Annotated in this window: 22 protein-coding genes; 12 read left to right on the top strand and 10 right to left on the bottom strand. The window is 72.5% G+C overall.

The window, feature by feature from the left end; all coding sequences use genetic code 11:
* Positions 1-183: 183 nt before the first annotated feature.
* Positions 184-1,257, bottom strand: a complete 1,074-nt coding sequence (locus ACZ6R6_RS47280; RefSeq protein ID WP_470103866.1) for an NAD-dependent epimerase/dehydratase family protein — start codon at positions 1,255-1,257, stop codon at positions 184-186.
* A 79-nt stretch (positions 1,258-1,336) separates the two neighbouring features.
* On the opposite strand from ACZ6R6_RS47280, the gene ACZ6R6_RS47275 reads away from it, so the two are divergent.
* From ACZ6R6_RS47275 to ACZ6R6_RS47265, 3 genes are all read left to right on the top strand, one after another.
* Entirely contained in the window at positions 1,337-2,641 is a 1,305-nt protein-coding gene (locus tag ACZ6R6_RS47275; RefSeq protein ID WP_470103865.1) for a zinc-dependent metalloprotease, read from the top strand.
* Positions 2,638-3,183 carry an NUDIX hydrolase gene (locus ACZ6R6_RS47270; protein WP_470103863.1) on the top strand — a complete coding sequence of 182 codons (546 nt, stop codon included), beginning with the start codon at positions 2,638-2,640 and terminating at the stop codon, positions 3,181-3,183. The genes ACZ6R6_RS47275 and ACZ6R6_RS47270 overlap by 4 nt, the downstream gene beginning before the upstream one ends.
* Before the next feature lie 94 nt (positions 3,184-3,277).
* Positions 3,278-4,279 carry an endonuclease/exonuclease/phosphatase family protein gene (locus tag ACZ6R6_RS47265; RefSeq protein ID WP_470103861.1) on the top strand — a complete coding sequence of 334 codons (1,002 nt, stop codon included), beginning with the start codon at positions 3,278-3,280 and terminating at the stop codon, positions 4,277-4,279.
* A 6-nt stretch (positions 4,280-4,285) separates the two neighbouring features.
* Here ACZ6R6_RS47265 and ACZ6R6_RS47260 read toward each other — a convergent pair whose 3' ends face one another.
* The 3 genes from ACZ6R6_RS47260 to ACZ6R6_RS47250 all read right to left on the bottom strand — a co-directional run bounded on the left by ACZ6R6_RS47260 (position 4,286) and on the right by ACZ6R6_RS47250 (position 6,324).
* Complete coding sequence (locus ACZ6R6_RS47260; protein WP_470103860.1) at positions 4,286-4,888, bottom strand: DUF2064 domain-containing protein; 603 nt, start codon at positions 4,886-4,888, stop codon at positions 4,286-4,288.
* A complete protein-coding gene (locus ACZ6R6_RS47255; protein ID WP_306864294.1) occupies positions 4,882-5,397 on the bottom strand; it encodes a M48 metallopeptidase family protein in 516 nt (171 codons plus the stop codon). The genes ACZ6R6_RS47260 and ACZ6R6_RS47255 overlap by 7 nt, the downstream gene beginning before the upstream one ends.
* A 141-nt stretch (positions 5,398-5,538) precedes the next feature.
* The gene (locus ACZ6R6_RS47250) at positions 5,539-6,324 is read right to left on the bottom strand and encodes an enoyl-CoA hydratase/isomerase family protein (RefSeq protein ID WP_470103858.1); all 786 of its coding nucleotides are present in this window, start codon (positions 6,322-6,324) and stop codon (positions 5,539-5,541) included.
* Between the two features lie 158 nt (positions 6,325-6,482).
* On the opposite strand from ACZ6R6_RS47250, the gene ACZ6R6_RS47245 reads away from it, so the two are divergent.
* Both ACZ6R6_RS47245 and ACZ6R6_RS47240 read left to right on the top strand, forming a co-directional pair.
* Positions 6,483-7,583, top strand: a complete 1,101-nt coding sequence (locus ACZ6R6_RS47245; RefSeq protein ID WP_470103856.1) for a ThiF family adenylyltransferase — start codon at positions 6,483-6,485, stop codon at positions 7,581-7,583.
* Between the two features lie 64 nt (positions 7,584-7,647).
* Positions 7,648-8,985 carry an ABC1 kinase family protein gene (locus ACZ6R6_RS47240; protein ID WP_470103855.1) on the top strand — a complete coding sequence of 446 codons (1,338 nt, stop codon included), beginning with the start codon at positions 7,648-7,650 and terminating at the stop codon, positions 8,983-8,985.
* 517 nt (positions 8,986-9,502) lie between these two features.
* Here the strand turns inward: ACZ6R6_RS47240 and ACZ6R6_RS47235 are convergent.
* From ACZ6R6_RS47235 to ACZ6R6_RS47215, 5 genes are all read right to left on the bottom strand, one after another.
* On the bottom strand, positions 9,503-9,697 hold the full coding sequence (locus tag ACZ6R6_RS47235) for a hypothetical protein (protein WP_470103853.1): 195 nt from the start codon (positions 9,695-9,697) through the stop codon (positions 9,503-9,505).
* A 52-nt stretch (positions 9,698-9,749) separates the two neighbouring features.
* On the bottom strand, positions 9,750-10,019 hold the full coding sequence (locus ACZ6R6_RS47230; protein WP_012894732.1) for a WhiB family transcriptional regulator: 270 nt from the start codon (positions 10,017-10,019) through the stop codon (positions 9,750-9,752).
* Positions 10,020-10,148: 129 nt separating this feature from the next.
* Positions 10,149-10,445: a hypothetical protein gene (locus tag ACZ6R6_RS47225; protein WP_470103852.1), complete on the bottom strand. Its 297-nt coding sequence runs from the start codon at positions 10,443-10,445 to the stop codon at positions 10,149-10,151.
* Between the two features lie 115 nt (positions 10,446-10,560).
* On the bottom strand, positions 10,561-11,427 hold the full coding sequence (locus ACZ6R6_RS47220; protein ID WP_470103851.1) for an acyl-CoA thioesterase: 867 nt from the start codon (positions 11,425-11,427) through the stop codon (positions 10,561-10,563).
* Positions 11,424-13,493, bottom strand: coding sequence for an ATP-dependent DNA helicase UvrD2 (locus tag ACZ6R6_RS47215; RefSeq protein WP_470103849.1), 2,070 nt, complete (start codon positions 13,491-13,493; stop codon positions 11,424-11,426). Before ACZ6R6_RS47215 ends, ACZ6R6_RS47220 begins: the two co-directional genes overlap by 4 nt.
* Positions 13,494-13,671: 178 nt before the next feature.
* On the opposite strand from ACZ6R6_RS47215, the gene ACZ6R6_RS47210 reads away from it, so the two are divergent.
* A complete protein-coding gene (locus ACZ6R6_RS47210; protein ID WP_470103847.1) occupies positions 13,672-14,826 on the top strand; it encodes an alpha/beta hydrolase in 1,155 nt (384 codons plus the stop codon).
* A gap of 96 nt (positions 14,827-14,922) precedes the next feature.
* Positions 14,923-15,159 (top strand): mycoredoxin, encoded by a 237-nt coding sequence (locus tag ACZ6R6_RS47205; protein ID WP_306864267.1) that lies wholly within the window; start codon positions 14,923-14,925, stop codon positions 15,157-15,159.
* Here the strand turns inward: ACZ6R6_RS47205 and nudC are convergent, their stop codons facing one another.
* Positions 15,160-16,137: an NAD(+) diphosphatase gene (gene nudC / locus ACZ6R6_RS47200; RefSeq protein WP_470103846.1), complete on the bottom strand. Its 978-nt coding sequence runs from the start codon at positions 16,135-16,137 to the stop codon at positions 15,160-15,162. It lies immediately after the preceding gene.
* 187 nt (positions 16,138-16,324) lie between these two features.
* On the opposite strand from nudC, the gene ACZ6R6_RS47195 reads away from it, so the two are divergent.
* From ACZ6R6_RS47195 to ACZ6R6_RS47175, 5 genes are all read left to right on the top strand, one after another.
* On the top strand, positions 16,325-17,494 hold the full coding sequence (locus ACZ6R6_RS47195) for a siderophore biosynthesis protein (RefSeq protein WP_470103844.1): 1,170 nt from the start codon (positions 16,325-16,327) through the stop codon (positions 17,492-17,494).
* The gene (locus tag ACZ6R6_RS47190) at positions 17,491-19,131 is read left to right on the top strand and encodes an IucA/IucC family protein (protein ID WP_470103842.1); all 1,641 of its coding nucleotides are present in this window, start codon (positions 17,491-17,493) and stop codon (positions 19,129-19,131) included. The genes ACZ6R6_RS47195 and ACZ6R6_RS47190 overlap by 4 nt, the downstream gene beginning before the upstream one ends.
* Positions 19,128-20,687: an IucA/IucC family protein gene (locus ACZ6R6_RS47185; protein ID WP_470103840.1), complete on the top strand. Its 1,560-nt coding sequence runs from the start codon at positions 19,128-19,130 to the stop codon at positions 20,685-20,687. The genes ACZ6R6_RS47190 and ACZ6R6_RS47185 overlap by 4 nt, the downstream gene beginning before the upstream one ends.
* The gene (locus tag ACZ6R6_RS47180; RefSeq protein WP_470103838.1) at positions 20,684-21,727 is read left to right on the top strand and encodes an alanine racemase; all 1,044 of its coding nucleotides are present in this window, start codon (positions 20,684-20,686) and stop codon (positions 21,725-21,727) included. The genes ACZ6R6_RS47185 and ACZ6R6_RS47180 overlap by 4 nt, the downstream gene beginning before the upstream one ends.
* A gap of 75 nt (positions 21,728-21,802) precedes the next feature.
* Positions 21,803-22,657 carry an alpha/beta fold hydrolase gene (locus ACZ6R6_RS47175; RefSeq protein ID WP_470103837.1) on the top strand — a complete coding sequence of 285 codons (855 nt, stop codon included), beginning with the start codon at positions 21,803-21,805 and terminating at the stop codon, positions 22,655-22,657.
* The last annotated feature ends 227 nt before the right edge of the window (positions 22,658-22,884 follow it).

Raw genomic sequence — 22,884 nt, 5'->3', positions numbered from 1 at the left:
AAGCGGCTCCCCAGGCCCAACCGGCAAGCGCCCGATCGGCAGCGCTCGATCTGCAGCTCCACCCGGCAAGCGCCCACCCGGCAAGCGCCCAATCGGCAAGCGCCCGACCGGCCGCCCCGCCCGGCCCCGGCCGCTCTCGCCGCCCCGGGACGGGGCCCGGGGCGCGGGCCGTGCTCGCCGGGCTCAGACCCGGCGCTTCTTGCGAGCGGCGCGGACGATCGCGGCGGTGCCGAGGACCGCGACGGTCGCGCCGGCGGCGGTGAGCGTCGCCTCCTTGCCGGACAGGCGGCGTCCGACGACCGTGTGCCGGCCTTCGCGCAGCTCCAGGAGCTGCGCGAAGGCGGCCTCGTTGCTCCACAGTGGTTTCCAGCCGGCCGCCCGCAGCGCGGCGCAGTCGACCACCCACGGGTAGACGACGTAGTGCAGGTCGGTGGCCGGGGCCGGGGTGACGCCCAGCCGGTGCAGGCGCTGGGCGGTGCCGAAGGTCAGACCGGCGGGCAGCTCGAAGCGGCGCAGGCCGGAGAGCTCCTCCACCTGGTCCTGCTCCAGCCAGCCGTCGCTGCCCACGGCCACCACCCCGGAGACCGCGCCGAGCGCGGCCATCTCCAGCGCCGCGACCAGGTCGTCGATGTGGCAGAACTGCCAGCGGGGGCTGCACCCCTTGACGCTGAGCAGCCTGGGCGACTCGAAGTGACGGGTGACCACACTGTCGACGCCCGGGCCGACCACGGCGGCGGGCCGCAGGACGGTCACCTCAAGCCCGGGGTGGCTGCGCAGCGAGCGCCGGACCAGTGCCTCGATCTCCAGATGGTCGCCGACCATGCCGGTGTCGGGTTCGGCGGCCACCGGGGAGTCCTCGGGCAGCGGGACGGGGTTGTCGGGCACCGCGCCGTACACCATGGCGCTGGTGACCAGCACGACGCGGCGCACCCGGGCGGCGGCGCTGGCGGTGAGCACCGTCTGGGCCGCGCGCAGGTTGTAGGCGCGTCGCTCTCCGGAGTCGGCGTCGAGCGCGTAGTCACCGCCCAGGTGGACGAGCACGTCTATGTCGGAGATCCGGTTCGCCAAGAGCGGATCTCGGACGTCGAGCACCCGCCAGGTGACGTCGGGCACGTCGCCGCGCTGATCGTCGATGGCCACGACTCGGCGGAAATCCGCAGACGAGGCGACCTTCGCGAGGAATGCGCGGCCGATTCCCGAGGCCGCGCCGGTGACGGCGACGACCGGGGGCCGGAGGCGTTTCGAGGTAGGCACCATGTCCTCACTTTGCACTGACCCGCCATGCGACGGATAACGTGGCGGATGTGGACTCCTCCATCCTGCACGAGGTAGAGCTGTGACTGACTTGCCAGGTCGGGAAAACGACCCCAACGAGAATCCGTTCGCCATGTTCGGCGACCCGGAGCAGATCGCAGCGGCCATGCGCCAGTTCGCCGACATGCTCTCCGCGCCACCGAGCTCCGGTCCCGTCAACTGGGACATGGCCAAGAACATCGCCCGGCACGTCGTGGCCGCCGAGGGCGACCCGAGTGTCATGGAAGGCGAGCGGCGCCAGATCGTGGACGCCCTCAACCTCGCCGACCTGTGGCTGAACGAGGCGACGGCGCTCCCCAGCGGGGTGAGCAACCCGCAGGCGTGGAGCCGGTCGGAGTGGATCGAGAAGACCGTTCCCGTCTGGCGGCAGCTCTGCGACCCGATCGCGGCCCGCATGGTCGAGACCATGAGCGGCACCCTCGGCGCCGCCGGTCTGCCCGCCGAGGCCCAGGCCATGGCCGGGCCGCTGATGGGCATGATGAAGCAGATGGGCGGCATGATGGTCGGCCAGCAGATCGGCCAGGCCATCGGCTCGCTCGCCCGCGAGGTGATCGGCTCCTCCGACATCGGCCTGCCGCTGTCGGACAACGCCGCCCTGCTGCCCGGCGGCATCGCCGCCTTCAGCCAGGGGCTGGAGACGCCCGCCGACGAGATCCGGCTCTATCTGGCCCTGCGCGAGGCGGCCCACCACCGGCTGTTCCAGCACGTGCCGTGGCTGCGCGCGCACCTGCTCGGCGCCGTGGAGGAGTACGCCAGGGGCATCACGGTCGACGTGTCCGCCCTTGAGGAGCAGCTCCGCGGCCTCGACATCAACAACCCCGAGCAGCTCCAGCAGGCGCTGAGCGGCGGCAACCTGCTCAAGCCCGAGGAGACCGACCGGCAGAAGGCCGCCCTGGCCCGGCTGGAGACCATGCTCGCCCTGGTCGAGGGCTGGGTCGGCACGGTCGTGGACGGCGCCGCCGACGGCAAGCTGCCCTCCTCGGCCGCGCTGGCGGAGACCGTACGGCGTCGCAGGGCGACCGGTGGCCCCGCCGAGCAGACCTTCGCCACGCTCGTCGGCCTTGAGCTGCGCCCCCGCCGCCTGCGTGAGGCGGCGGCCCTGTGGCAGGCGCTGGAGGCCGACCGCGGCGTCGACGGCCGCGACGCGGTCTGGAACCACCCCGACCTGATGCCCACCGCCGACGATCTCGACAATCCCGAACGCTTCGTCCGGGGCGAGCCCGAGTTCGACCTGTCCGGTCTGGAGGCGTCCCTGCGGGAGCCCCGCGCCGAGGACGGCGAGGGCGGCGAGGACGACAAGGGCGAGGGCAAGGGCGACCCCGCGTGAGCCTGCGCGCGCACGCGCAGGACGTGCTCACGGCGTGGGCCGCGCCGACGGCGCAGGAGGAGCTCCTGCGCAAGGAGTTCCTGGGGCACGTGCACGCCCACGAGGACGCGATGTGGCGCGAGTGCGTGCCGGGTCACCTGACGGCCACGACCGCGGTGCTCTCCCACGACGGCGAGCGGGTGCTGCTCACGCTGCACCCCAAGGCCGGGATGTGGCTGCCCATGGGCGGTCACTGCGAGCGCGGTGACGCCTCGCTGGAGGCCGTGGCGCTGCGGGAGGCCACCGAGGAGTCCGGCATCCCCGGTCTGCGACTGCTGCCGGGGCCGCTCGCCCTCGACCGGCACCGGGTCTGGTGCCACCCGCCGCACAGCCATCACCTGGACGTGGAGTACGGCGCGGTGGCCCCGGCCGACGTCGAGGCCGTGATCAGCGACGAGTCGCTCGACCTGAGGTGGTTCCCGGTGGACGGGATCCCCGAGCTCTCCGACGAGGCGACCCGCCGGCTGGCGCGCCGCGCGCGGGAGGCCCTGCGCTCCCTCTGACGCCCTCGCCGTCCCTGGGCGCTGTTTTATGCTCCGCTCACACCCCCCTGGATATCGTCCCGCTCACGGGGCGTGACGAGCGGAGCGTGGCGACGTGAGCGTTGACACAGCCGGCCGGGACGTGGGCGGCGCGATCGTGACGCCCGCGCGGCGGCGCCGGCGGATCCCCAGAGCCCTCGCCTGGGCGATGGTCGTGCCGTTCGCCGCCTGGGCCGTGGCCCGGGTCGCCGGGCTGGAGCGGGGATCGTTGGCCACCCAGCTCATGACCGGCACTCCGTACGTGGCGGCGGGCTCGCTCGTCCCCGTGCTGCTGGCCGCGCTGGCCCGGGGCCGCGCGGCCGCGGTCGTCGCGCTGGTCACCGCCGCGGCGCTCGGCCTCAGCGTCCTGCCGCGGGCCGTCGGCTCCGCGGAGGGCGGCTCCGGGACGCCGCTGCGAGTGCTGACCCTCAACATGTTGTTCGGCGGCGCCGACCTCGCGACCGTGATGGACCTGGTCCGGCGGTTGAGACCGGATGTGCTGAGCACCCAGGAGCTGACTCCGGAGATGGTCGGCAAGCTCGACGCGGCCGGTCTGCGGGAGCTCCTGCCGCACCGCCTGCTGGCCGCGGACGAGGGCGCGGGCGGCAGCGGCCTGTACGCCAGATATCCGCTGACCCCGCTGGAGAACCTGTTCCGGCCGATCGGGCACAACATGCCCGCCGCCGCGATCGTGCTTCCCGGCGTCAAGCCCGTCGAGCTCGTCGACGTGCATCCCTACGCGCCGCTGGGTGAGGACGTGCGGGAGTGGGCGGCGGCACTGGAGGCCCTTCCCCCGGCCGTCCCCGACAGGGTCCGCGTCCTCGCCGGCGACTTCAACGCCAGCCTCGACCACGCCGCCCTGCGCCGTCTGCTGAGCCGGGGATACGCGGACTCGGCCGACCGGGTCGGTCAGGGGCTGAAACCCACCTGGCCCGCCAACAGGCGCCTCCCGCCGCTCATCACCATCGATCACGTGATGGTGGACCAGCGGGTGAAGGTGGCCGGGGTCAGCGTCCACACCGTCCCCGGCACCGACCATCGGGCCGTCTTCGCCGACCTTCGCCTGCCCGGGCCGTGACCCGGCTCACGCCGACAGCAGCGCCCTGGTGCTGTCCCAGCCCTCGAGGCCGGGGTCCAGCCTCGCGAGGTCGCCGGGGGTGCGCAAGCGGTGCCAGCCGGGCCCGGTGGCGACCGTCCGCGGGCCGGGCGCGGCCGCGCGCAGCGCCTTGACCGGGTCGTGGTCGTCGAACCCCGCGGCGGCCCAGTCGGGATAGGGCAGATGGGCGGCTATCGCCACAGCGCCGCCGTCGGCGGCCGGGCAGAGGGCCACCTTGGCCCGGCCGAGCGCGCGGAAGAGCTTGCCGATCAGCAGCGGGGGCAGGTCGGGGGCGTCGGCGCTCAGCAGGACCGCCTGCCCGCCGTACGGCAGCGCCTCGAAGGCGGCCCGGACCAGGGCCTCTCCGGACAGGTCGGGGATCTCGACGACCGGGGTCCCCGGCCAGACGATCTCCTCCATCCCCGGGACGCTCGTCACCAGGACCGGCGAGACGTGGTCGAGCCCGGCGGCGATCTCATAGGCGTCCTCGGCCACGGCCATCAGGAAATCTGCGGCGTCGACCCCCGGTGGGGCCGCTCGCGCGATCGAGGGTGTGACGACGACCGCCACCACCCGCTCTCCGGTCAACACTCCTCCGCGGCGCCGTTGGCCGCCATGGAGAACCCCTCAAGGAATCCTCGTGCCCGCTCGGCTTTGGGATAGTGTTCCACCAGCGCCCAGAACCGGGGGCCGTGGCTGGGCACCAGCAGGTGCACGAGCTCATGCATGATCACATAGTCGACCACCCACGAGGGCATGCCCCGCAGTCGCGTGGAGAGCCTGATGGTGCCGTGGTCGGGGGTGCACGAGCCCCAGCGGTGCTGCTGATTGTCCACCCATCGCACGCTCGACGGGTTGGCCCGGCCGTCGAGATAACGCGCCGACAGCTCGCTGGCCCGCTCGAGCAGGTCGTCGTCCGAGGGGCGTCTTCGCTGCTCCTTGGCCGCGAGCCGGTCGAGCATCCGCCGTACCCATTGCTCTTCATCGGTGCTGCTCAATCCGGCGGGGAGCAGCACGATCGTTTTCTCGCCGTCGCGGTACGCGGAAACCGTCCGCCGGCGACGAGAACTTCGACGGACCTCGACTGTCTCGGGGGGCACATATGAACGGTAGCCGAGAATGACGAATTCACACCAGAGGGCAGAACACGTTCTGGCTGGTCAATCCCCGTTCGTCGATTGTTCAGCGAGACCGATCGGTTATGGCTGCGACTTATCTAATTAACCTGGATATCGCCTGTCTCAGGAGTTGCCGAATCGCGGGGCCCGCCGTTCTCTGTGCGCCGCCAGCCCTTCAAGCATGTCGGCTGAGGCCATCGTGACCGGCTGGGCGAGGGATTCCCAGCGCAGCGCGGCGTCGAGGTCGGCGTGCCCGCCGCCCGCCAGGGCGACCTTGGTGAGCCGGGTGGCGATGGGCGCGTTCGCGGCGGTCCTGGACGCGATCTCCAGCACCTCAGCCGTCAGGGAGTCGCGGGGGAAGGCCCTGGTGACCAGTCCTGCCGCCGCCGCCTCGGCGCCCAGCAGCGCCCGCCCGGTCAGCAGCATCTCCCTGGCGACCCACACCCCGGCGACCCGAGGCAGCAGGTAGGTGGCCGCCATTCCGGGATGCAGGCCGAGCGAGGTGAAGGGGACGGCGAGCCTGGCGTCCTCGGCGGCGTAGACCAGGTCGCAGGCGAGGGCGGCGCACAGCCCCGCGCCGATGGCGGCGCCGTTGACCGCGGCGATGGTCGGCACCTCCAGGTCCGCGATCGCCAGCCAGGTGCGGTAGAAGCCGAGCATCCGGTCGCGCAGGTCGGGCACGCTCTCGACGCCGCGCTCGGCGAGCCAGGACAGGTCTCCCCCGGAGCAGAACGCGCTCCCGGCCCCGGTGACGACCACGCACCGCACGTCCCGGTCACGGCGGAGAGCGGCGATCTCCTGCCGCCACCGCTCGGTCATCCCGTCGGTCATCGAATTGCGCCGGTCCGGGCGGTTGAGGGTGAGCACCACGACGCCGTCGTCCCGCCGGTCGACCAAGAGCTCGTCCATGCCGGGAGCGTAATGCACGGGAGTCGTCCACAGGCGGTGCGGGAGTTATCCACAGGAGGCGGGAAAGCCGCCCGGAGCCTCACGGAGGCATGGCACGCTGGCACGCCTTCACCCGGTGGCACAGCTCCACCGGCACGCCCCCGAGGAAAGGCCGTCTCATGAGACCACGCCTGAAGCCCGCGCTGCGCAGGGTCGCACGCGACGAGCGCACCCTGCAGTTCGGTCTGCACCCCCGGCACGCGGTGGTGCTGGCCGATCTCGAACCCGAGGTCCGCCGCTGGATCGAGAGCCTGGACGGCGTGCGGGATCTGGCCGGCGTGCTGGCGGGCGCGGCCGAGGCCGGGATCGGCGCGGAGCGCGGCCGGACCCTGCTCGACCTGCTGGTCAGGCGGGGCGTCGTGGACGACGCCGGGGTGCCGCCCGGCCCGCTGCGCGCGCTCTCGGTGGCCGAGCGGGACCGGCTCCAGCCCGATCTGGACGCGCTGTCCCTCTCCCCCGGCACGACCGACGGCGGGCTCGCGACGCTGGAGCGCAGGCGCGAGGCCCAGGTGCGCGTATACGGGGCGGGCCGGGTCGGCGCGCAGATCGTCGCGCTGCTCGCCGCCTCCGGGGTCGGCCGGCTCTGCGTCGTCGATCCCGGCACGGCCCGCCCCCGCGATGTCGTCCCCGGCGGGCTGAGCTGGGCCGAAGTGGGGATGAGCCGGCAGGACGGCGCGGTCGCGGTGGCCAGGGCCCTGGCGCCCGGGGTCACCGCGTGGACCGGCGCGGGCGCCTCCCAGCTCGCCGACGGCGCCCGCAGACCCGACCTGGCGATCCTCGCGCCGGTGGGGCCGCTGGACGGCCTGCTGGTCGGAGAGCTGCTCGACTGGAAGGTGCCGCACCTGCTGGTGACCGCCTTCGAGGGCTCCGGATCGGTAGGGCCGCTGGTGCTGCCTGGGCGGAGCACATGCCTGCAGTGTCTAGATTTGAGTCGACGCGACCGCGACCCCGGGTGGCCGGTCGTCAGTGCCCGCCTGGGAGGCTTCCCCGCAGGGGAGATCGCCTGTGGCGCGGTGGTGTCGACGCTGGTCGCGGCGGTCGCGGTCGGTCATGCGCTTGCCCTGCTCGACGGGGGTGAGCCAACTGTGACCAACGGCACATTAGATGTATTGCCTGATTGGAGCTGGAAGCGGCGATCCTGGAGTGTTCATCCACAATGTCGTTGCTTCCGAAACGACATGGGTTCGCTAACAATGGTCGCGTCGGCTACCTGCCGCTGATAGACACCACACCGAAGGGAGGGAGCGGCGTCTCGCTGTACGGCGGACACGCCGCAGACCAAAGGTGAGTGACCTTCCGCGCCGCGCCGTTGCGCGCTCCGCCAAACTGGCGGCCCTCCCCATCGGGTTCGCCGGCCGCACCGCCCTCGGGCTGGGAAAACGGATCGGGGGAAAATCCGCAGAGATCGTCGCTCAGGAGATCCAGGAGCGCACCGCCGAGCAGATCTTCAAGGTTCTGGGAGAGCTCAAGGGCGGGGCGATGAAGCTCGGCCAGGCGCTGTCCATCTTCGAGGCCGCGCTGCCCTCGGAGATCGCCGGCCCCTACCGCGCCACCCTGACCAAGCTCCAGGACGCCGCTCCGCCGCTGCCGGCCGCGACCGTGCACAAGGTCCTCGTCGAGCAGCTCGGAGACGACTGGCGGGAGAACTTCCGGTCGTTCGAGGACCGGCCGACCGCCGCCGCGTCGATCGGGCAGGTGCACAAGGCCGTCTGGCACGACGGCCGGACGGTCGCGGTCAAGATCCAATATCCGGGGGCGGGCAAGGCGCTGCTGTCCGACTTCACCCAGCTGGCCAGGCTCGGCAAACTCTTCGGCGTGCTGCTGCCCGGCCTCGACATCAAGGCCGTGCTCAGCGAGCTGCGCGAGCGGGTGGTCGAGGAGCTCGACTACCTCCGGGAGGCCGAGGCCCAGCACGCCTTCGCGCTGGAGTTCAAGGACGACCCCGACTTCCTGGTCCCGGACGTCATCGCCGCCAACGAGCAGGTGCTCGTCTCCGAGTGGGTGGACGGCACCCCGCTGTCGCGGATCATCACCGACGGCACCAAGGAGGAGCGCGACCGCGCGGGGCTCCTCCTCGTCCGGTTCCTGTTCTCCTCCCCCGCGCGGGTGGGCATGCTCCACGCCGACCCCCATCCGGGAAACTTCCGGGTCATGGACGACGGGCGGCTGTGCGTGCTCGACTTCGGGGCCGTCAACCGGCTGCCGGACGGCTACCCTCCGGTCTTCGGGAAGCTGACCCGCATCTTCAACAACGGCGACATGGAGAACGTGGTCCAGGGCCTGCGCGACGAGGGTTTCATCCTCCCGCACATCGAGGTGGACATGGAGGCGCTGCGGGCCTTCCTCTCCCCCTACGTCGAGCCGACCGCGGTCGAGGAGTTCACCTTCAGCCGGGAGTGGCTGCAGCACCAGGCGGCCACTGTCACCGACCTACGCCCCGGCAACGTCGTGCGCCAGCTCAACCTGCCGGTGTCCTACGTGCTCATCCACCGGGTCCACGCGGCCGGGGTGGGCGTGCTCTGCCAGCTCGGCACCACCGCCCGTTTCCGCCAAGAGGTGATCCGCTGGGTCCCCGGCTTCGCCGAGGAGGATCCCGGGGGGCGCGCGGTCGCCGCAAGCTGACCCGGAGGCCGGGCATGGCTGCCGACACGGCCGTGGCCACGTCGAGGGTTGAGGAACGGGCACCGGGCACGGCCGTGGGCATGGCGGGGAGGCCGTGGCCATGATGAGGAACGGTCAACCGGGTGCGGCGGGGATCCGGCACGGCGATGACCGGGTGCGGCGGGGATCCGGCACAGCCGGGATCCGGCACGGCCGGGATCGGGCGCGGCGATGACCGGGTGCGGCCGGACCGCACGGAGGGTCGGACAGCACGGAGGGGCGGCCCGTTCGGACGGGCCGCCCCTCGGCGGTCATTCTGCTGTCCGGCTGTGCTGCGCCGGTCCCTGCCGGGGACCGGACCGGGTCCTGTGGACGGGCCCCGGTCCTTACCGGTTCTCAGAGATCAGACCCGGCCCTGTGGACCGGACCTGGCCTCTGCGGACCAGGTCCGGTCCCCTACCGGACCGGAGCGGCCCGGGACCGGGCCTTACCGGACCGGGCCCGGTGCCTACTGGACCGGGCCTGGTCCGCGGCCGGATCAGACGAGGCGCAGGAGCGCGTGGCGCAGGCGCGAGGAGGCGCGCTCCGCGTCACGACGGGCGCGCCGTACGCGCAGGACGCCGGAGATCAGGCGCTGCTCCTCCGCCTCGCGGTGGAGCGTCCGTATTCGGTCCCGGACCAATTCTTCTTGCATAGAGGACATGTCCAGGTTCCAGGCGACGGAGTGGTTCATCGGAAGTGGTCCTTTCAAGGACGTCGAGGTTCTTGGGTTGATCAGGTGCTGGTCAGGCAGCGAGCGGAGTCTTGCGAGGACGTCCACGCGGACGCTTCCGCGGGACGACGGCTCCCCGGAGGATGAGCTCGCCGCCCCAGACGCCCCACGGCTCCTCGCGCTCGAGCGCGCGGGCCAGGCAGGCCTGCTGGATCGGGCAGCCTCCGCAGAGCGCCTTGGCGAACTCCACGTCCTCCGGAGACTCGGCGAACCAGAGGTCGGGGTCGGTACGACAGGGGATTGTGGCTTCGTCGATCAGGTCCATGACCGTCTGGGCCCCCATCTGCTTCACCTCTCTGTGTCAGGTGTTGATCTTCGATTACCTCTGGGTGGGGGTCAGGAATGACGCGGACAAACAAGAAGGCCGCGGATCCTGGTTGCGGATCCGCGGCCTGAAGGCTTTCCCTCCCGGTCAGGTTATGACCGGAGGTTGCCTCCAGGGATACGGACCACGCAGTCCACCGTTTCGGGCGTGCTTGGTCGGTGCGTAGCCGCCGGCATCCGGGATCCGGACTGCCGGTGCGCCCGCCGCCGGGAAGGCGGTCAGGGTGCTCGGGCGGCCGGCCACGATCTGGACGCGGGCAGACTGCTCCTGCTGGAGCTGAGCGGCCACGCCAACCGTGAGGATGGCCTGGCTGCCGCAGGGCAGGGTGGTGCTGTGGAACGCGGAAGCGAGCCCGTACTGGGCCGACATCATGGTGTTCTTCACAGCGGACTCACCTCCATTCGTGGATCGTCGGACAGGACCGTCCGACTTGCTTGACCATGACCCTAAACCCGGGTGCCGGGAGTGGGCAACATATTTTCTACCTGCAGTTTTACACCTAACTCACGCGGATCATGGCCTCCTGCACCACCGACACCGCCAGTTCGCCGGAGCGGGTGAACATCTCACCCCTGGCCAGTCCGCGGGCCGCCCCCGACCACGGCGACTCCTGGGCGTAGAGCATCCAGTCGTCCACCCGGAAGGGACGGTGGAACCACATCGCGTGGTCCAGTGAGGCCCCGGAGACGTTGGAGGCCCCCCAGGCGAGGCCGTGGTTCAGCAGCACGGTGTCCACCAGGGTGAAGTCCGAGGCGTAGGCGGCGAGCACCACGTGCAGCAGCGGGTCGTCGGGGAGCTCGGCGTCGTAGCGGAACCACACGTTCGTCTCCGAACCGCGCAGCGCCGGGTCCCGGTGGGCCTCCCACGTCAGGGGGGTCACGTATCTGGCGTCCACCGGGCGCGGCCGGGTCAGCCACTCCCGCCACGGTGAGTCCTCCCCCACGACCTCCAGGATCCGCTCCTGGAGCATGGGCAGGCTCTCCGGGGCGGCCACCTCCGGCATGACCGCGGCCTGGTGCTCGACGCCCTGCTCCATGATGTGGAAGGAGGCCGACATGGTGAATATCACCTTGCCGTGCTGGATGGCCGAGATCCGGCGGGTGGTGAACGACCGGCCGTCGCGGACCCGCTCGACGTTGTAGACGATCGGGACCGCCGGGTCGCCGGGCCGGATGAAGTAGGCGTGCAGCGAGTGCACGTAACGCTCCGAGGGCACCGTACGGCCTGCCGCCACCAGTGCCTGGGCGGCCACCTGACCGCCGAACACCCGTTGGATGCGCTCCTCGGGGCTGCGTCCCCGGAAGATGTCGAGCTCGATCTGCTCCAGGTCGAGCAGGTCCAGCAGCTCCTTGAGCGCCTCGTTCACGCGTCCTCCGTCTGATCCTCGGCAGCACGGCAGAGGGCGATGACCGCCTCGCCGTACCGTTCTAGTTTGACGCGTCCTATCCCGGTGATCGCCAGCAGGTCCTGTTCGGAGGTCGGCGCCCGCTCGGCGATCGCCTGCAGGGTGACGTCCGTGAAGATCACGTAGGTCGGGACCTTGGTCTCCTTGGCGACGCTGGTGCGCCATGCCTTCAGGCGCTCCAGCAGGGCCTCGTCGTAGTCGGCCGGACAGCCGGCGCACCTGCCGAGCTTCTGCTCGGCGGCGGCGACGAGGGTCTTGGCGCAGATCCGGCAGCTCACCGGCGCGGCGACCGTCCGGCGGTCCTTGGGCGCGGGCGAGAAGGCGCGGCTCGACGCGGCCGGGCGGCCCGTGAGGCCGTCGAGGAAGCGGGAGGGCCTCCTGGAGCGGCGGCCCCCCGGGGAGCGCGCCAGCGCCCACGACAGCGTCAGGTGGGCCCTGGCCCGGGTGATGCCGACGTAGAGCAGCCGGCGCTCCTCCTCGATCTGGTCGGGTGTCTCGGCGTAGACGATCGGCAGCATGCCGTCGGTGACGCCGACCAGGAAGACCGCGTCCCACTCCAGGCCCTTGGCCGCGTGCAGCGAGGCCAGCGTCACCCCCTCGACCGGCGGCGCGTGCTGCTCGCTGGCCCGGCGCTCCAGCTCCGCCACGAAGGCCGGCAGGTCCCCGCCCTCGGCGGCGATGTCCTCGGCGAGGTCGGCCAGGGCCCTCAGCGACTCCCACTTCTCACGGGCCTTGCCGCCTCCCGGGGCCTCGGGGGTCAGGCCGATGCCGGAGAGGATGTGGTGGACCGTCGGGGCCAGCTCGTCGTCGTCCGCCGCGGAGCGGGCGGCGCCGCGCAGCAGCACGACGGCCTGACGGACCTCGGGACGCTCGAAGAAACGGTCGGCGCCGCGCAGCAGGTAGGGGATGCCCGCCTTGGCGAAGGCCTGCTCGTAGACCTCGGACTGGGCGTTGACCCGGAACAGCACGGCGATCTCGCGGGTCGGCACGCCGCTGTCGGCGAGCTTGCGCACCGCTCGCGCCACCCCCTCGGCCTCGGCGGGCTCGTCGTCGTACTCGGCGAAGACGGGCTCGGGGCCGTCGGGGCGCTGGGCGATCAGGGCGAGCTTGTGCGGGGTTTTCGACCTGTCGAGCAGCCGGTTGGCCAGGGACACGACCTGGGGGGTGGAGCGGTAGTCGCGGACGAGCTTGATCACGGCGGCGTCGGGGTGCTCGACCGAGAAGCCCGTCAGGTAACGGGGGGTGGCGCCGGTGAAGGAGTAGATCGTCTGGTTGGGGTCGCCGACCACGCACAGGTCGTCGCGCCCGCCGAGCCAGGTGTCGAGCAGCAGCTTCTGCAACGGGTTGACGTCCTGGTATTCGTCGACGACGAAGTAGCGGTACTGCTGGCGGATCTGGGCGGCCACCTCGCGGTGCTCGGTCATCACGGCGGCGGTGAGTTCGAGGATGGTCTCGAAGTCGACGAGGTGCCGTTCGCGGCGGAGCCTCTCGTAGGCGTCGAAGATCCGGAAGACCTCTTCGGCCGGGACCGGCGGGGTCCGGCCGGCCTTCCTGGCGGCCTCGGCGTAGTCTTCCGGGCCGACCTGGGTGACCTTGGCCCATTCGATCTCCGAGGCGATGTCCCGCAGCTCGGAGCGGTCCGGGTTCTTGCGGATGGCGCGGCAGGCGTCGACCAGCAGCGGGAGCTTCGACTCGATCACCCGGGGCGGTTCTCCGCCGATGACGCGCGGCCAGAAGTAGGTGAGCTGGCGCAGCGCGGCGGCGTGGAAGGTGCGCGCCTGCACCCCCGGCGTGCCGAGCTGCCGCAGGCGCTGCCGGAGCTCCCCGGCGGCGCGTGTGGTGAACGTCACCGCCAGCACGCTCTGCGCGTCCACCACCCCGCTGCGTACGGCGTGCGCGATGCGGTGGGTGATCGCCCGCGTCTTGCCGGTGCCCGCTCCGGCGAGCACGCAGACCGGTCCTCGGACGGCCTGCGCCACCTCACGCTGCTCGGGATCCAGCCCCGCCAGAACGTCGTCGGGCTCCACGGAGACTCCTTACGGCTGTTTAACGGGTCGGAAGGGAACATCCTTCCAGCCGGTGGTCAGGCATCGCCCATTCTGGCAACATGCCGCCGTCAACCTATGTCGTTCGCTGAGATGCACAGACAGGCCTGTTTACCCCACAATGGGGAACGAAATGTGCCTTGGGGGAAGGAAGAGACCCGTGCGAACTGTGGTAACCGTGAGTGCCCTCGCCCTGGCGGCACTGGTGATCACGCCCGCCGCGGTGCACGCCTCCCCGAGCGCGCACGCGGCCGCGGCGGATCCCGCGCAGTCGGGCGCCGGGTCGACGCGGTCGGCCACCGGGTCGGCCACACGGGCCACGCCGGCGCCGAGGGCCGCCTCCCGGGCCGGGGCCACCGCGGAGACCACGGCCAGATCAGCGTCCGGGACCACCGCGAAGTCCACGGCCGGGGACAGGACCACGACGAGGACCACGGCCGGGGCCGCCGGGTCGGCGAGGCGGGGCGAGCCGACGCCCACCCCCACGCCCACCTCGACGCCCACCCCCACACCGACGTCCACCTCGGCGACCGACCCGCTGCTGCAGAGCGTCTCCGTCGACACCGTCTCCTACGGCCCGCACCTCCGCCAGCGGATGGACGTCTGGCACCACACCGACGGCCTCGTCCGGCCGGCTGTCTTCCTGATCCACGGCGGCTGGTGGTCCTCCGGGGACAAGAAATACATGACCGCGGTGAGCCGGAGCTACGTCGAGCAGGGCTACACGGTCTTCAACCTCAACTACCGTCTCTCCAGCGACGCGGCCTGGCCGGCCCAGCGCACCGACACGCTCGACGCCATCGCGACCGCGCGCAGGCACGCCCCGCTGTGGGCCTTCGACCCGGCCAACTACGTGGTCGTCGGCTTCTCCGCCGGAGGCCATCTGGCCACCGCCGTCGGCACCTACAAGAACGGCCTGCCCGGCCTGCGCGGCGTGGTGGGCGTCTCCCCGGTGGTCTCACCGCTCACCGCCTACAACGAGGGCGCCGACACCCTCGACTCCAACAAGCGCAAGCTGCGCGAGTCGGCCATCCGCCTCGCCGGGGGCTGCGAGCCCGGCAAGTGTCCCCGGATCTGGAACAGCATGGAAGTGCCGCTGCACGCCAGCCGCGGCGACGCGCCCGTCATGACCGTGCACTCGCAGGACGAGTTCGTGCCCGTCGAGCACAGCCTGCGGCTCAAGGACCGCCTGGCCCGGTTCGGCGTCAACATGACGGTGCTGGCCGAGCCCGGCGTCGAGCACAGCTCGCCGCTGTACCGGCTGCCCGGCGTGGCCGAGTCGGTGCACGCCTGGATCGCCGCCAGGCTCCCCTGACCGGCCCCGCCGGCCGGGCCCGCGTCCGGCGGGAAGATGAACGGCTCTCGCTTTGTTGCCATGAGCGCCGAACATCACATGAGGGGATTTCACGAAATGGCGCTGACTGTTTACACCACCACCTGGTGCGGCCCCTGCAAGCGGCTGAAGACCCAGCTCACCCGCGAGGGCATCTCCTACAAGGAGATCGACATCGAGCGCAACCCGGACGCCGCGCAGTTCGTCATGAGTGTCAACAACGGCAACCAGACCGTCCCGACCGTGCTGTTCGACGACGGCACGGCCGTGACCAACCCCTCGGTGATCGAGGTCAAGGCCCGTCTGCGGGTCTGATCACCAGTCTCCGGTCAGCGGGCCGCCGTACCAGGTCTCGATCAGCCTGCGGGCGATCGAGACCTCTGACGGCAGGCGCACCTCACCGCTCTCCAGAGCGGCCAGCAGCTCGGCCCGGCTGAACCAGCGGGCCTCGGCGATCTCCTCGGGGTCGAGGACGAACTCGGTCGAGACGGCCTTCGCGAAGAAGCCCAGCATCAGGCTGCGCGGGAACGGCCAGGGCTGGCTGCCCAGGTAACGGGGGTCGACGACCCGCACGCCGACCTCCTCGATCACCTCGCGGGCCACGGCGTGCTCCAGCGACTCGCCCGGCTCGACGAACCCGGCGAGCACCGACAGCCGCCCCTCGGGCCACTGCGGTCCCCGGGCCAGCAGGCACCGGTCGGCGTCGTCGTGGACCAGCATGATCACCGCCGGGTCGACCCGGGGGAAGTGCTGGCTGCCGTCCCGGAGGCAGACCCGCACGTGCCCGCCCGCCCGCACCTCGGTGCGGCTGCCGCATCTCGGGCAGAACTCGTGACTGGAGTGCCATGCCTCCAGCGCGACGGCGTAGACCAGGAGCCCGGCGTCCAGGTCGCCCAGGAGCGGGCCCACCTGGCGGAGCCCGGCGGCGACGGGCTCTCCCTCCCGCAGCGCCGACGGGGCGAGCGGGGCGACGATCCGGTTGAAGGAGTCGTCATGGGCGACGCCCGTCAGCGGGGCCGACACGGCGAAGTAGGCGATGCCCTCGGCGTCCACGCCGAGCAGGTAGCGCTCGCCCTCGGGTGCGTCGGCGGTGGGCAGCAGCACCAGGGCCGCCCCGTCTCCGTTCCGCCGGATCAGCGCCTGTCCGTCGTCGACGACCACGACCCGGCTCGCGCCGTCCGTCCACGTCCGCTCGACCCATTCGGCGTCACCGCGGAGCGTCGCCGAACGGTCGATGGCGCTGCGCGCGAGCAGCAGCGGCCCCAACAATCCCTCTTGTGTCGTGATCTCCACGTCGTCCCCGCCTCCCAGACCGAGTCGACATCCTACGCCGCAGAACAGAGCCGCTTTCCGGGCTCCCCCCGATCTCGCCGGATCATCTGGACGCGACCGAATACGCGAGGACGGCAGCACGATGATCTCTGCCCGGCTAAGATACAGCGAGTTAGGTTAGGCTTACCTGATACCGGGGGTCCCTGCATTGCGGCTGTACCTCACCGCGCTCAAACCGACCGACTCGGTCACGGACGGGTTCCTCCCGGCGGCACGCGCCCTGGGCTGCGACGTCACGATCCTGACCGACCGGCCGGAGCACCACCTGGACACGGGGACCGAGGTGCTCCACTGCGACGTCCGCGACGCGCGAGCGATGATCGACATCATCGCGCACCATCACGCTCCGGATGCGGTTTTCTCCAATTCCGACCACATCCAGGCGGAGACCGCCCTCGCCGCCGCCTACTTCGGCCTGCCCGGCAAGGACTGGCGGGCCTGCGTCGCCACCAAGAACAAGGCGCTCACCCGGCGCCGGCTGGCGGCGGCCGGGGTCGAGGCCGTCCGCTCCGTACGGCTGGCACCGGACGACCCGGTCCCGCCGGAGGTGCCCTTCCCCGCCGTGGTCAAGCCGCGCGAGGGCGTGGCCAGCGAGGACGTGGTGCTGGCGGGGGACGCCGGCGAGCTCGCGGCGGCCGTGCGGGCGATCCGGGGCCGGCGGCCGGGCGAGGCGCTGGTCGTGGAGGAGTATCTCGACGGCCCCCTGCACACCCTGGAGACGCTCGGCGACGGGCGGACCGTCGAGGTGCTCGGCGGCTTCCGGACCACCCTCGGACCGCCGCCGCACTTCGTGGAGGAGCGGCTCGACTGGGAGCCCCCGCCCGGGCGGGACCACGTGCTGCGGGCGCTGGAGGCGCTGGGGGTGGGCTTCGGGGCCTGCCACACCGAATACGTCATGACGCCCGCCGGGCCGCGGATCGTCGAGGTCAACTACCGGGTGATCGGCGACCACTGCGACTTCCTCGTCGGCAGCCTGCTGGGCATCCCGCTGTTCGAGCGCGTCCTCGCCCTCCACCTGGGATCGGGGCTGGACGGCTCGGACCCGGTCTCGGGGGCCTCCGGATCGCACGGGACCGTCCTGAGCCTGGTGGCCGACCGGCCGGGGACCGTGGTGGCCGCTCCGGGCACGGTCGTGCCCGCCGCCGGCGACCGGGTCAGGCTCTGGCACCGGCCGCTGCGCGCCGTGGGCGAGCGGATCGAGCTGAGCAACACCAACCGCGACTACCTGGGGATCGTCCGCGCGATCGGTCCCGACCGGGCCGGGGTGGACGCGGCCGTCGCGGCGTTCACCGCCGGGAGCCCGTGGGTGATCTCATGATCGGCGGACCGGCCGCGGGCGGGCGGGAGCCGTACCTGGCCGCCCGCGTCCTGGACGCGCTGCTGCGCGAGAACTACGGCGGCCTGGCCGGGCGGGTGACCCGGAGCAGGGACGGCGTCGCGCTGCTGCTGCCCGGGGGCCGCAGGGTGCGGCTGACGCCGGGGTCGCTGTTCCAGGACTTCGTGGTGGCCCCGGAGGAGGTGCTCCGCCTGGAGGAGGTCCTGCACACCCTGCGGGAGATCTCCGCCCCGGCCGACGCCGCCGGGGTCGAGGCGTTCGTCCGGGAGTGCCACGAGGCGCTGCGCGCCCTCGACCTCCACGACGCCCGCCGCGACGAGGTGCTCGCCCGGCTCGGCCAGGGCCTCCCGGCCGCCGCGCGGGCCCTCGGGCGGTCCGGCACCGTGCGCTACGAGGCGCTGGCGGCCTCCGTCGACCATCCGGTCTATCCGACGGCACGCTGCCGGGCCGGGCTGTCGGATGAGGAGCTGACGGCCTACGCGCCGGAGTTCGCGCCCGCCTTCGGGCTGCGCTGGGCCGCCGTGCCCGGGGAGCGCGTGGCCGGGGCGGCGCCGCCGTTCGCGCCGGAGTTCCCGGTGGTCGGGCTGGCGCGGCAACTGGCCGAGACGCACGTGCTGTTCCCGGTGCATCCGCTGACCGTCCCGGCGGTCGAGGAGATCCCGTGGGCGGTCATGGCGCCGGAACCACACCTGGAGGTCAGGCCCACGCTGTCGATGCGCACTGTCGTGGTCGACCGGGACACGCACCTGAAGCTGCCGCTGGCCACCAGCACGCTCGGGCTGCGCAACCGGCGGTCGATCAAGCCGGACACGCTGGCCGACGGGGCGCGGGCCGAGCGGCTGCTGCGCGAGATGCCCGACCCCGGGGTGCTCCTGGCCGACGAGCAGACCTACGGCCACGCGGGCCACGAGTATCTGGGCTGGCTCGTGCGCCGCCTGCCGGCGGGCGAGATCGTCCCGGTGGCCGCGCTGCCCGCCCCCCTTCCGGGCGGCGGCCTCGTGGTGGAGGAGCTCGCCGGGCGGTGGTACGGCGGGGACGTGACGCGCCTGCTCGCCGAATACCTGCGGCTGCTGTTCGGCTTCCACGTGCGGCTCTTCGTCCGGTACGGCACCGCGCTGGAGGCCCACCAGCAGAATCTCTCGCTGGTGCTGGGGGACGGCCCCGCCAGACTGCTGATCAAGGACAACGACGGGCTGCTGGCCTCACCCGACCGGCTGCGCGCCGCGGGGCTCGCGGTGCCGGACTTCGCCGACCGGCGGATGCTGACCGACGACCCGCACGCGCTCGCCGACGTGTTCGTCACCATCACCCTGCACCTGGCCGCCGCGGCGGTGACGTTCGGCGCGCTGCCGTCGCCGCAGGCCGCCCGGCTGGTCCGCGACGCGCTCAGGGAGGCGCTGGCCGGGCACGGGGACGACCCGATGGCCAGGTTGCTGCGGGCCAGGACCCTCGACGCCGCCCGGCTCGTCGGCAAATCGATGGTCACCGCCGGGACCCTGGTGGACAAGGCCCGCACCGGGGCACGCGATGTGAACAAGTTCTACGGCACCAGCGGCCCCAACTACCTGCGTCAGCCCCCTCAGGCCATCCAGACCCTGATCATGCGAAGGACGCGATGACCAGCCTCGCACTCGATTTCTCTCCAGCCGCCGTCGCCGAGGAGGCGTCGCTGGCGGCCCTGCTGCGCTGCTGCGTCAGGGAGGTGGCCGGACCTCGCGGACAGGTCTGGCACGCCGAGCCGTACGTGCTGCTGCGCGTGGCCGGCACCCTGCTGCGGGCGCGGACGCACGGCGGGCTCGCGCTGCGTTTCGAGGGCACCCCTGAATGGCTGGAGCACGGCTGCTGGCAGCCGCTCTCCGCGGACCTGCTCGTCCGGCTCGTCGAGACAGAGCTGGAGGGGGGCAACGAGGAGTTCGCGGCGCAGGTGGCGGCCAGCCGGAGCGCCATGACCACGCTGCTGGCGGTCCGGCGGGACGCCCCGCCGCCGGCGGACCCGTGGCTGGCCTCCGAGCAGGGGCTGGTGCTGGGGCATCCGTTCCATCCCAGCCCGAAGGCGCGCGGCGGGGCCGACTGGCTGCGCTACGCCCCCGAGGCGCATGCGAGCTTCCCGCTCCGGCTGCTCGGGGTCCGGGACGACGTGCTGGCCGAGGGGGGCGACACCGGCCCGCTGGACGGGCTCGGCCCGGCCCCGCGGGGCTATACGCCGCTGCCGGCGCACCCGTGGCAGCTCGACCTGCTCGCGGCGGAGCTCGCCGCCCCGCTGGCCGACGGGCGGCTGATCGACCTGGGCCAGGGTTCGCGGATGGCGGTCCCCACCTCGTCGGTCCGCACGGTCTACGAGCCGCTGATCGACCGGTGCCTGAAGTTCAGCCTGGACGTGCGGATCACCAACTGCGTCAGGAAGAACTCCTGGTACGAGCTGGCGGGCGCGGTCGAGCTGACCCGGCGTCTCGGGCCGGTGTTCCGGGACCTCTCGGCCGGGTTCCCCGGCACCCGCTGGCTCCCCGAACCCGGTTACCGCTCCGCCGACCTGGGCACCCGGCTCCTGGAGGGGCTGGGCGTGATCATCCGTGCGAGCCCGTGGTCGGTCTGCCGCCCGGGGGTGACCCCCCTGCTGAGCGGCGCGCTGGCCGTGCCCGGCGAGCCTCCGGCCGAACCCGTGCGCTGGTGGCGCGCCTACGTGGAGCGGGTCGCGCTGCCGGTGCTCGACGCCTACCTGAGCCACGGCGTGGTGCTGGAGCCCCACCTGCAGAACGTCCTGGTCGGCGTGGACGCGGCCGGCCTGCCGGTGGAGGCGGTCTTCCGCGACTTGGAGGGCACCAAGCTCGTCGCCGGCCGCCACGACCTGTCCGGACTGCCGGAGCGGGTCGCCGAGGCGCTCACCTACGACGCGGCCGGCGGCTGGGACCGGGTGGTCTACTGCCTGATGGTCAACCACCTCGCCGAGATCGCCGCCTCCCTCGCCGGGTCCGGGTCCACGCGGGAGCTGTGGGCGGCGGCCGGTGAGGTGCTGGCCGGATACGCCGACTCGATGGGATGGCCGCAGCCCCTGTCGGACCTGCTGGCCGGGGCGCCGCTGCCGGCCAAGGCCAACCTGTCGGTCCGGTGGGCACGCTCGGCCGACCGCTCGGCCGGATACGTGCCGGTGGCCAACCCGCTGGCGGTGCTCTCGTGATCCAGGACGAGTTGCCCGCCTACGTCTACGACCTGGCCTCGCTCGACGCGCACGCGGCCGCGGTACGGGCCGCGCTGCCGGGCATCGAGCTGTACTACGCGGTGAAGGCCAACCCCAACCCGGAGCTGCTGCGGGTGCTCGCCCGGCACGTGGACGGCTTCGAGGTCTCCTCCGGCGGGGAGCTGGCCCACGTGCGCGGTCTGTTCCCCGGCGCCGCCGTGGCCCTCGGCGGCCCGGGGAAGACCGACGCGGAGCTGTCGGCCGACGTCACCCGGCTCCACCTGGAGAGCCCGAACGAGCTGCGCCGGCTTCTCGCCTCGGGGCGCCGCGCCGACGTGCTGCTCCGGGTCAACCTCGACGTGCCCGTGGCCGGGGCGTCGCTGGCCATGGGCGGCGGCGCGACCCCGTTCGGCATGGACCCCGGTGGGATCGCCGAGTGCGTCGCGCTGCTGTCCGGTCAGGACGCGGTACGGCTGCGCGGCGTCCACGCCCACCTGGCCAGCGGGCTGGAGGCCCCCGCGCTCCTGGAGCTGGCGGCGGCCGTACTGGACTACGCCCGGACCCTCGGCGTGCGCGAGATCAACCTCGGTGGCGGCATGGCGGTGTCGTACGCCGACCCGGACGCGCGGTTCGACTGGCGCGCCTACGGCGAGGGCCTGGCGGGGCTGCGCCGCCCCGGAGAGGTGCTGCGGATCGAGCCGGGACGGGCGCTGACCGTCTACTGCGGGCGTTACGTGACCCGGGTGATCGACGTCAAGCGGGTGCACGGCGAGCTGTTCGCGGTGGTCGCCGGGGGCACCCACCACCTGCGCACCCCCGCCACCAAAGGTCACTCCCAGCCCCTGGCCACGCTGCCGCCGGGCGAGCCGGTCACCATCGTCGGCCAGCTCTGCACGCCCAAGGACGTCCTGGCCCACCGGGTGCCGGTGAGCCTGGCCGTCGGGGACGTCGTGGAGTTCACCATGGCCGGGGCCTACGCCTGGAACATCTCCCACCACGACTTCCTGATGCACCCGAAACCCGGCTTCCACTACGGGTGACCCGGCTTCGGGGACGGTCATCGGGCGGGATCGGGTCAGGCGGTGGACGGCGGGGAAAGCTGGGACAGTGAGCGGATGTTCAGCGAGAGTCTCGTGGCCGTGTCGACCCGGCCTGTCGTGGAATTGTTCGTCGCGCGCAGTCAGGGGCCTGCCGAGCGCACGCTGCTGGTGATCCACGGCGGGCCCGACTGGGACCACACCTACCTGCGTGAGCCGCTCGCGGAACTCGCGGGTCGATGCCGGGTGGTCCTGCCGGACCTGCGCGGCTGCGGGCGTTCCACCCGTGGCCTCGCCGAGGACCAGTACACCCCCGCCGCCGCCACCGATGACCTCGTCACCCTGCTGGACGCCCTCGGCGCGTCGCGGACCGATGTCCTCGGCTTCTCCTACGGAGGCCTGATCGCCCAGCGTCTGGCCCTGGCCGCTCCCGAGCGTGTCCGACGATTGATCATCGCTTCCAGCAGCGTCCTGCCGGTGCCCCCGGACGCCTTCGACGGCTGGCGTGAACGCGAGGAACGGCGCGCTCCGGAGGTCGAGGTGTGGTCGGATCCGGAGCTGTCCGGTCCGGAGCTCACCCGCGCGGCGGCGATCGCCGGAGCCGGGGCGAACGTCTGGCGTCCGGAAGCGCTGCCCGCCTACCTGGACCGCCTCGCGGAGGTCCGTTTCTCCGCCGAGTGGATGCGCTCCTGGCGGGCCGGAACCCTGCCCGGCGCCCGTCACCGGGACGCGGCCCGGCGGCTCGCCGATCTCGGCGTCCCGCTGCTCCTGCTCCACGGCCGGCAGGACATGGTCTTCCCCGCGTCCCTGGCCGAGGAGACCGCGGAGCTGATGCCCGCCGCCCGCGCCGTGGTGATCGAGGAAGCGGGCCACATGGCCCACGTCGACCAGCCTCGCGCATGGCTCGACGCCGTCACCGACTTCCTGTCCTGACGACCCGACCGCCTGCCCGGGGGCGGGGCCGTACGGGACAGAAAGCACCCCGAGACGACAGGCGCCGGCCGGAACCGTGGCCCCGACCGGAACCGGTCAGGAGGGCAGTCACCTGTCCTCCTTGACGTCCGAGCCGATGGCCGCGTGCTCGTCGTGACCGTGGTCACCGTCGAGCGGGATCTTCTCGCCGCCGTAGGCCTTGCTCATCTTGGCGCGGAGCTTGCCGA

The sequence above is a fragment of the Streptosporangium sp. NPDC048886 genome (genome assembly GCF_055586905.1).
This window is presented reverse-complemented; position numbering and strand designations above follow the sequence as displayed.

Coding starts and splice junctions, on each gene's coding strand:
- ACZ6R6_RS47190 (WP_470103842.1), top strand. CDS start 17,491: ATGATCGGCGGACCGGCCGCGGGCGGGCGGGAGCCGTACCTGGCCGCC.
- ACZ6R6_RS47175 (WP_470103837.1), top strand. CDS start 21,803: ATGTTCAGCGAGAGTCTCGTGGCCGTGTCGACCCGGCCTGTCGTGGAA.
- ACZ6R6_RS47250 (WP_470103858.1), bottom strand. CDS start 6,324: ATGGACGAGCTCTTGGTCGACCGGCGGGACGACGGCGTCGTGGTGCTC.
- ACZ6R6_RS47245 (WP_470103856.1), top strand. CDS start 6,483: ATGAGACCACGCCTGAAGCCCGCGCTGCGCAGGGTCGCACGCGACGAG.
- ACZ6R6_RS47205 (WP_306864267.1), top strand. CDS start 14,923: ATGGCGCTGACTGTTTACACCACCACCTGGTGCGGCCCCTGCAAGCGG.
- ACZ6R6_RS47185 (WP_470103840.1), top strand. CDS start 19,128: ATGACCAGCCTCGCACTCGATTTCTCTCCAGCCGCCGTCGCCGAGGAG.
- ACZ6R6_RS47235 (WP_470103853.1), bottom strand. CDS start 9,697: ATGAACCACTCCGTCGCCTGGAACCTGGACATGTCCTCTATGCAAGAA.
- ACZ6R6_RS47230 (WP_012894732.1), bottom strand. CDS start 10,019: ATGGGGGCCCAGACGGTCATGGACCTGATCGACGAAGCCACAATCCCC.
- ACZ6R6_RS47280 (WP_470103866.1), bottom strand. CDS start 1,257: ATGGTGCCTACCTCGAAACGCCTCCGGCCCCCGGTCGTCGCCGTCACC.